We start from the raw sequence: 4454 nt of genomic DNA, 5'->3' as shown, positions 1-4454 counted from the left end.
TTGTCAGTCGGGCCCGCGCTTCGTCGTTGACCTGGGCAGGGGTGGCGCTCCCGAGCCGGTCGAGGAACGGCGTGAGCGCTCCGGGGCCGGTGACGCTGGCGGGGATCAGGGCGCCCAACGCGTCGGCGGTGGCCGGTTCGACCTGGCCCAGCTGGGCGTAGTCGGCGAGGCGGGCGTGCAGTCGCGCCGGTGTGGTGGTCCAGCCGGCGAAGTCCGCCGGGCTCAGACCGCCGACATCGAAGGTGGTGGGCGGCGCGGCCGCGCAGCCGGCGGCGTCCAACTCCGGAGTGAGCGTGACGGTGAGGGCGCCGTCCGCACCGGCCTCGCCGATGGTTGTTCCGTCGAAGCGGGCGAGTTGTCGTGGTGTGACCGCGCCGGGGGCGTCGGCGGTGACAACCGTACGGACACTCGTGATCATCCATCCGTGGCTGTCGGACAGCGTCGCGTTGACGGCGGCGGTGACCGGAGCTGCGACCGGGGTGGCGGTCGTCGCGGTGAGGACTCCGGCGATGTCGAGGGCTTCGTAGCCGGGAACGCCGTCGTCGAGGTTGGTCGGTGTCGCGGTCAGCGTGGCGCTCTCGACGGTGATGACAGGGCAGGCGGTCGACGGCGTCGGCATCGGTGTTCCGGGCGCTTGTGGCTGTGATGTGACTGTGATGGTCGGTACGGGTATGGGCCCGCTGCCCGGCGCCGGCGTGCCGGCCGTGGCTGCTGTGGGCAGCGCGATCACTCCGCTGTCGCTGTAACCGGTCGTCCAGGCCAGCACCGCCCGGACGTAGTCGTCCGACGGGTTGTACGCGAAGACCGCCGCCCGCAGCTGCGTCGGGTCGGTCAGGTTGCGGTTGTACGCGCACAGATAGCCCGCGGTGGCGAGGGCCGCGTCATCGATGTTGTTCGGGTTGCGCTGGCCGTCGTCGTTTCCGTCACGGCCCGATCCCTGCCAGGTCGAGGGGATGAACTGCATGGGTCCGACGGCACGGTCGAAGAACGTGTCACCGTCCCAGTTACCGCCGTCGGTGTCCAGGATCAGGGCGCGTCCGTCGTTGCCGTCGAGGGGCAGTCCGACGATCGACGGCGTGATCGTGCCGTCGGCGCTGATGGAACGGCCGGCGCCGTGGCCGGATTCGACCTTGCCGATCCCGGCCAGCAGCGGCCAGGCCAGCTGGCAGCCGGGCCGCTCGCGCGCGGTCCGCTGCGCCGCCTTCTGATACGCCGTGAGGACCCGGTCCGGTATCCCCTTGTCACCGGTACCGAGTGTCACGACCACACCGGCTCCGGTGGCCGCCGCCACCGCCAGGCTCTGCGTGCTCGGCGTGGAGCCATCGCCACCAGAGGTGCCGGAACCGCCCGAGGTGACAAGCCTCGGCATCGGGAAGCTTTCGCCGTCGGCCGGCGGTCGCGCCGGCCCGGGAGGTGGGCCTGCGTTGGAATTCGCCTGCGATGTGGCCGCGGAACCGTTGATGAGAAGGAGGGTCGCGACCGCGACCACCGGCATCGTGAGTACCCGCGCCCGATGCATTGTTGACTGATCTTGACTTTGCCGGTCGAGTACGGTAGCAGCGACGGCATGCCGCCGATTCAGCCAGACCCTCATCGGGCCCCGGCGGTGCTTGCTCACGGCGGGTCTTCACCTCATCGAATGGCTGGGTTCTCCGAGCGGCTCGCGCCGGCGCCCGCGGATGGCACGGGTAGGAGCGATGCGAATCCAGCTGCACTCTGCCACACTGGGTGGCCGTCAACCGCGGCAACGGTGTCTTATCTCGGCGTTGGTGCCAACTTTTGGGCTGGCGACTTTCGCCGGCCAAGCTTCGTTTCAGTCTCGGCAACTTGTTGTGTGTTGATTGATTGACAGTAGGTTTTTCTTGAGGTGAATCGGCGGCGGTCGACCGCCGGTGGCGGTCCGGGTGGTGCCGTGCCGGCCGTAGTCGTGGGTGCGTTTCTCACAGGCGTCGAACTCGATCGGCAGCAGCGGCTGGGTCCGGTCCGGCGCCTGGATTTGCGTCTTCTCGTCCACGCTGAGCGCGACAGCTCCACCGGGCGCATCAAGGTACAGGCCGACGATGTCGGTGATCTTCTCTGCGAAGGCAGGATCCTCGCTGACTTTGAAAGTGCCCTGCCGGTGCGGCTTCAGCCCGTTGTCCCGCCACAGCTTCGCCACATAGTGGAAGGACACCCTGATACCCGTGGTGCGGGTGATGAACTTGGCCATCTCCCGGCTCGACCAATGCGACAGGCCCGTCTCCGCCGGCGGGCTGGTCCGGGTCAAGGCAAGGATCCGACTTCGAACCTTTGCCGGCATCTACTCCCGCGGTGCGGCACGAGACCGGTCAAAAAACCCGTCGATCCCCTCGGCCTCGTAGCGAGACATTCACAGATCCACCGTCGGCCGCGAGACACCGGCCAGCGCCGTAACATCCTTCTTCTGTCGACCCTCGGCACGCCACAACACGATCCGCGCCCGTGTCGCCACGTTCGCCGGCACATCCCGATCGTTTACCAGGGCACGCAACTCCACCTGTTCGTCCGTCGTCAACTCCATACTGTCATTTTATTTGACACGTTAAGTAAATTATCCAGAATCACGAGACACTAGGTTTTGCGGGCGAGCAGTTGAATTTCCTGGAACTGCCGTCGGTCTGTTGGCTCAGGCTCACGAACCATCCGGGCTACGTCGGCCAACCCGGACTCGCGCAGCATCGCGGCGAGGTGATCAGGCCACCACCGATAGGCCAGCGCGACTGTGTGATCGAAGACCTGCGTCGGGTGAGACCGATCATCGCTTGCCGAAAAGCCGACCAGAAGGTGGCCGCCAGGTGCCAGCACACGGTGGAACTCCGCCAAGATGACGGGGAGTTCCTGCGGCGGAGTGTGGATGATGGACCAACGTGAGAGTACGCCGCCCAGCACGCCGTCAGCGATGTTCAACGCGGCCATCGAGCCCACGTCGAACCGCAGGCCCGGATAAGCCTGTCGAGCTAACTCGATCATCGCCGGAGAGGCATCAACACCAAACGTCGCCAGCCCCAACTCGTCCAGATAAGCGGTGATATGGCCAGGCCCACATCCCAAGTCCGCGACCTGACCGTCCCCACTCCCACTTACGACCTCGGCGAAGGCACCCAAGATCGCGCGGTCCAAAGGCCTGCCCCGCAGCTCGTCGCGGAACAGCTGCGCATAGGTGGGGGCAGCAGCGTCGTAGGCCTCGCGGGTGACACTGCGGGCATCGTGTTCGACCATGCTCGCGACAGTAGTTTCTGGCGCTGCGGCGAGCCGAGAGAATCACGATCTTCCCTCCCGCCCGTTCGCCCGGTAATCGCTAGTTCAGAGAAGCCTGCCTGACGTGCGGCATGCTGCGGCCAGATCCCCAGCAACGACCGCGGCTGGTCGAAGTCATCGCCAACCTCAGGGGCAATACCAGGAACTTTAGGTTCGGATCAGGATTGTGGCGACGGTGGGTGGCGGTCCGGTGAAGTGCTTGTCGACTGGCTTCTTGGCGGGGAATGGGGTGCGTTTGGTGCGGCGGACGACGCGGGGGTTGGAGCGGGAGCGTTTCGGTAGGACGTGTTCGGCATCGGGCCAGGCATCGGGCCAGCCGGTTGACGCGTGCGTTCAGCTCGTCATAGCCCACCGCCGTGTCGCCGAACACGACGGCAGGCGCGGAACCCCGGCGGCGGACAGTCCGCTCGAAGACCTCGGGGAACGTGCCCTCCGGAGACACCCCCCCGAGGTCGCGATCGGTTCGCCGCCCGCAACCGCCGCACTACGCTCACGGGTGTCCGGCACGCCGTCGGGGTACCAGCCTCGGGAAAGGGGTGGTCGCAGGGCCACACGCTGACGTGCGCGGGCGAACGCCGGATGACCTGGTAAAGACGCGGGGAACCAGACACACAACCACGGTAGGAACCCGAGGCTGCCTGGACTCCGGGCCCGAAATACTCCTGACAGATCAGCCTGGATCGCGGCTCCCCAACGAATTCGGAGAATGTCATCCATGAGCCTGAACCGTGTCGTGCCCAACCTGAAGTCCAGCGACCTGGGCGAGGCAGCCAAGTTCTACACCGACGTGCTGGGCCTGGCGGTGGTGATGGACCACGGGTGGATCGTCACCGTCGCTGACCCGGACCGGCCGGAACTCCAGCTGAGCCTTATGACGAGGGATGAGACGGCACCGGAGGTGTTTCCAGTGGTGTCGCTGGAGGTGCCCGACGTGGACGCCGCCTACGCGGCCGCCCGCGCGTCGGGTGCGGAAATTCTACACGAGCTGACCGACGAGGAGTGGGGTGTGCGCCGGTTCTTCGTCCGAGACCCGAACGGGCATGTCCTGAATATCCTTTCCCACCGTTGACCCCGGACCGTCTGGGATCTGTCCGGCCGGCGGAATCAAGCGGTCAAGGCGACGGTCAGCGTTGGATGATATCTACTTCGCCCGGCGCGAGGCTGTCGACCGCAACGGC

Annotated in this window: 5 protein-coding genes; 1 reads left to right on the top strand and 4 read right to left on the bottom strand. The window is 66.5% G+C overall.

Annotated elements, in window-relative coordinates:
* The 4 genes from U9980_RS23045 to U9980_RS23030 form a co-directional block, all read right to left on the bottom strand.
* A partial coding sequence (locus U9980_RS23045) for a hypothetical protein (RefSeq protein WP_322769856.1) occupies positions 1-1519 on the bottom strand: 1519 nt, incomplete at its 3' end.
* Between the two features lie 294 nt (positions 1520-1813).
* The gene (locus tag U9980_RS23040) at positions 1814-2209 is read right to left on the bottom strand and encodes a hypothetical protein (protein ID WP_322769855.1); all 396 of its coding nucleotides are present in this window, start codon (positions 2207-2209) and stop codon (positions 1814-1816) included.
* Positions 2210-2368: 159 nt separating this feature from the next.
* A complete protein-coding gene (locus U9980_RS23035; protein WP_322769854.1) occupies positions 2369-2539 on the bottom strand; it encodes a hypothetical protein in 171 nt (56 codons plus the stop codon).
* Between the two features lie 50 nt (positions 2540-2589).
* Entirely contained in the window at positions 2590-3237 is a 648-nt protein-coding gene (locus U9980_RS23030; RefSeq protein WP_322769853.1) for a class I SAM-dependent methyltransferase, read from the bottom strand.
* 754 nt (positions 3238-3991) lie between these two features.
* On the opposite strand from U9980_RS23030, the gene U9980_RS23025 reads away from it, so the two are divergent.
* The gene (locus U9980_RS23025; protein WP_322769852.1) at positions 3992-4345 is read left to right on the top strand and encodes a VOC family protein; all 354 of its coding nucleotides are present in this window, start codon (positions 3992-3994) and stop codon (positions 4343-4345) included.
* The last annotated feature ends 109 nt before the right edge of the window (positions 4346-4454 follow it).

Source organism: Protofrankia sp. Cr1 (assembly GCF_963555865.1).
In the GTDB taxonomy this organism is placed as follows: domain Bacteria; phylum Actinomycetota; class Actinomycetes; order Frankiales; family Frankiaceae; genus Protofrankia.
Note: the sequence above shows the minus strand (reverse complement) of the source record. Positions and strands in the feature narration are given on the sequence as shown.

Bases quoted from the DNA above. Each gene is read 5' to 3' on its own strand.
- U9980_RS23040 (WP_322769855.1), bottom strand. From the start codon at position 2,209: ATGGCCAAGTTCATCACCCGCACCACGGGTATCAGGGTGTCCTTCCAC.
- U9980_RS23035 (WP_322769854.1), bottom strand. From the start codon at position 2,539: ATGGAGTTGACGACGGACGAACAGGTGGAGTTGCGTGCCCTGGTAAAC.
- U9980_RS23025 (WP_322769852.1), top strand. From the start codon at position 3,992: ATGAGCCTGAACCGTGTCGTGCCCAACCTGAAGTCCAGCGACCTGGGC.
- U9980_RS23030 (WP_322769853.1), bottom strand. From the start codon at position 3,237: ATGGTCGAACACGATGCCCGCAGTGTCACCCGCGAGGCCTACGACGCT.